This window comes from Hominiventricola sp. (genome assembly GCF_057604405.1).
In genome coordinates this window covers 1-2,690 of record NZ_DBLYVB010000065.1, presented here as the reverse complement: position 1 = coordinate 2,690, position 2,690 = coordinate 1, and the positions used below count along the sequence as shown (strand labels likewise).

Below are 2,690 nucleotides of genomic sequence, written 5' to 3'. Positions count from 1 at the left end.
CTACTCACAGGCATTCGCCCGATTTGTACAGTGTGAAGAAGCCCTCAGTACCTATGGACTGCTGGGAAAGCACCCGACCACGGGCGGCGTTATTGCTTCCCCGTTTGTGCAGATGAGCCAGACATTTCAGAAACAGGCAAATTTGCTCTGGTATGAGATTTTCGATATTGTGAAACAGAACTGCACGACCAAATTTGACGGCACACCGCAGGATGATTTGATGGAACAGCTTCTGAGCAGCAGAAAGTGAGGCAGCATGAAAGCAGATACCCAGTTCTGGCGTGATCTGAAAGCCAATCGCCAGAAGATGACCAAACAGCAATACAGAACCATTAAGGGACAGGCGGTCAGCGGAAAAGTGCTGGACGCCAGAAAAGGCTTACAGAAAGTTTTGAAGCGGAGGAATGGAGCATGACCACAACTACAGAATTTCAGCTTGTTGACATCAACAAGTTAGTACCCTATGCCAATAACGCCAGAACGCACAACAAAGAACAGATCCTGAAGCTTCGCTCTTCTCTGCGTGAGTTTGGCTTTGTGAATCCGGTCATTATCGACCGGGAATACAATGTGCTGGCTGGACATGGACGCATCATGGCAGCAAAGGAAGAAGGTATTGCAGAAGTCCCTTGTGTATTTGTTGACCATCTGACAGAAGCACAGAAGAAAGCATATATCCTTGCTGACAACCGGATGGCATTGGATGCAGGCTGGGACGAAGAACTGCTGTCTGTAGAAATGCAGGAATTGCAGGAGCTCGGCTTCGACCTTTCCATGACCGGATTTGATGAAAAGGAACTGACAGACCTGCTGGGCGTAGATGCAGGCAGCGAGGCAAAAGAGGATGATTTTGACCTTTCTGCTGCCTTGGAAAAGGCAGCTTTTGTACAGCGTGGCGATGTATGGACCGTTGGCAGACACAAGCTGATGTGCGGTGATGCAACATCTGCGGAGGATGTATCTGCTCTTATGGGAGATACGAAAGCAAATCTCATTCTGACCGATCCCCCATATGGAGTTTCTTTCAAGAGTGCCAGCGGTCTGACCATACAAAACGACAGCATGAAGAACGAAGAGTTTTATACATTCCTGCTGTCCTCCTTTCAGCGAATGGCGGAGCATCTGGAAAAAGGCGGTTCTGCCTATGTATTCCATGCAGACACCGAAGGGCTGAATTTCAGAAAGGCTTTCATTGATGCCGGATTTCATCTTGCAGGCTGCTGCATCTGGGTAAAAGACAGTCTTGTGCTGGGACGCTCGGATTATCAGTGGCAGCATGAACCTGTGCTGTATGGCTTTATGCAGAATGGCAAGCATCACTGGTATTCCGACCGTAAGCAGACGACCATCTGGCATTTTGACAAGCCGAAACGAAATGCCAATCACCCCACCTCCAAACCGCTGGACTTGCTTGGCTATCCCATCGGCAATTCCACGCAGGAAAATGGCGTGATAATGGACACCTTTGGCGGCAGCGGTTCTACCTTGATGGCATGTGAGCAGATGAACCGCATCTGTTACACCATGGAACTGGATGAAAAATATGCCTCGGTGATTCTTCGCCGATATGTGGAAGATACGGGAAATGCCGATGGTGTGTATGTTATCCGTGACGGAAAGCAGATCGCATATTCTGAACTGGTGAAGGAAGTGGAACTTCCCGATGATTAAAATTCTCTGTGCAGATGCCTTGGAAGGATTGCTAACACTTTCAAATGACAGCGTTTCCATGTGTGTCACAAGCCCACCTTATTATGGCTTGCGGGATTACGGCAATGCTGGTCAAATTGGAATCGAAGATTCTCCAGAACAGTATATACAAAAGCTGATTGCTGTATTTCGAGAAGTACGGCGAGTGCTTCGACCAGACGGAACTTTGTGGCTGAACATCGCCGATAGCTATGCCGGAAGCGGAAAAGGAATCGGTCGAAAGCCTACACATTGTAAGCATTCATATCAAATTCCAGCGGACAGTGCTGCGGCTGCTATGCCAACTACATGGAATGCTATCAAACCAAAAGATATGATTGGAATTCCATGGATGTTGGCGTTTGCCCTTCGTGCAGATGGTTGGTATCTCCGTTCGGACATTATCTGGAACAAGATCAACTGTCTGCCAGAAAGTGTAAAAGATCGTCCCACAAAGTCTTATGAACATTTGTTCTTGTTTGCAAAATCTAGCCGGTATTACTACAATGCAGCAGCAATTATGGAACCCGCAGCGGAAAGCAGCCTAAAACGATACGCTCGTGGTCGCTCTGGTCGAAACAAGTATGGCAGATTTTCGGAACAGGGCATCAATGGGACAGATTACAACGAACGAATGCAGGGAAAAACCATGCGAAACAAGCGAGATGTCTGGAATATCAGCACCAACTCTTACCGCATGGGAGAACATTTCGCTATGTTTCCGGAGCAATTGGTAGAACCCTGTATTTTGGCAGGCTGTCCAGAAGATGGTGTGGTTCTTGATCCGTTCTTCGGAAGCGGAACTACTGGTGCAGTTGCCAAGCGACTGCATCGGCAGTGTATCGGAATTGAACTGAATCCGGTCTATTGCAAAAAAGCAGAAGAACGGATCGCATCTGTCTGATTCTCACAAATGACAGCCGAAACATTCTACACATCTCACAGTTGCTATCTGTGGGAAAAAGAGTTAACATATGTACTGCCGAAAGGCAAATCACCGA

The 2,690-nt window shown here is 47.7% G+C and carries 3 protein-coding genes and 1 pseudogene; all 4 read left to right on the top strand.

The annotated features are described in order from the left end of the window. A pseudogene (locus tag ACZMB2_RS13925) lies at positions 1 to 250 on the top strand (terminase); the annotation flags it as partial. 6 nt (positions 251 to 256) lie between these two features. Then, entirely contained in the window at positions 257 to 415 is a 159-nt protein-coding gene (locus ACZMB2_RS13920; RefSeq protein WP_022427385.1) for a hypothetical protein, read from the top strand. Next, positions 412 to 1,671, top strand: coding sequence for a site-specific DNA-methyltransferase (locus ACZMB2_RS13915; protein WP_487597165.1), 1,260 nt, complete (start codon positions 412 to 414; stop codon positions 1,669 to 1,671). The genes ACZMB2_RS13920 and ACZMB2_RS13915 overlap by 4 nt, the downstream gene beginning before the upstream one ends. Next, a complete protein-coding gene (locus tag ACZMB2_RS13910) occupies positions 1,664 to 2,593 on the top strand; it encodes a DNA-methyltransferase (protein ID WP_487597164.1) in 930 nt (309 codons plus the stop codon). Before ACZMB2_RS13915 ends, ACZMB2_RS13910 begins: the two co-directional genes overlap by 8 nt. Positions 2,594 to 2,690 lie beyond the last annotated feature (97 nt).

What these genes read in the sequence shown, in the direction of transcription:
- ACZMB2_RS13920 (WP_022427385.1), top strand. Translation starts at nt 257, where the DNA reads ATGAAAGCAGATACCCAGTTCTGGCGTGATCTGAAAGCCAATCGCCAG.
- ACZMB2_RS13915 (WP_487597165.1), top strand. Translation starts at nt 412, where the DNA reads ATGACCACAACTACAGAATTTCAGCTTGTTGACATCAACAAGTTAGTA.
- ACZMB2_RS13910 (WP_487597164.1), top strand. Translation starts at nt 1,664, where the DNA reads ATGATTAAAATTCTCTGTGCAGATGCCTTGGAAGGATTGCTAACACTT.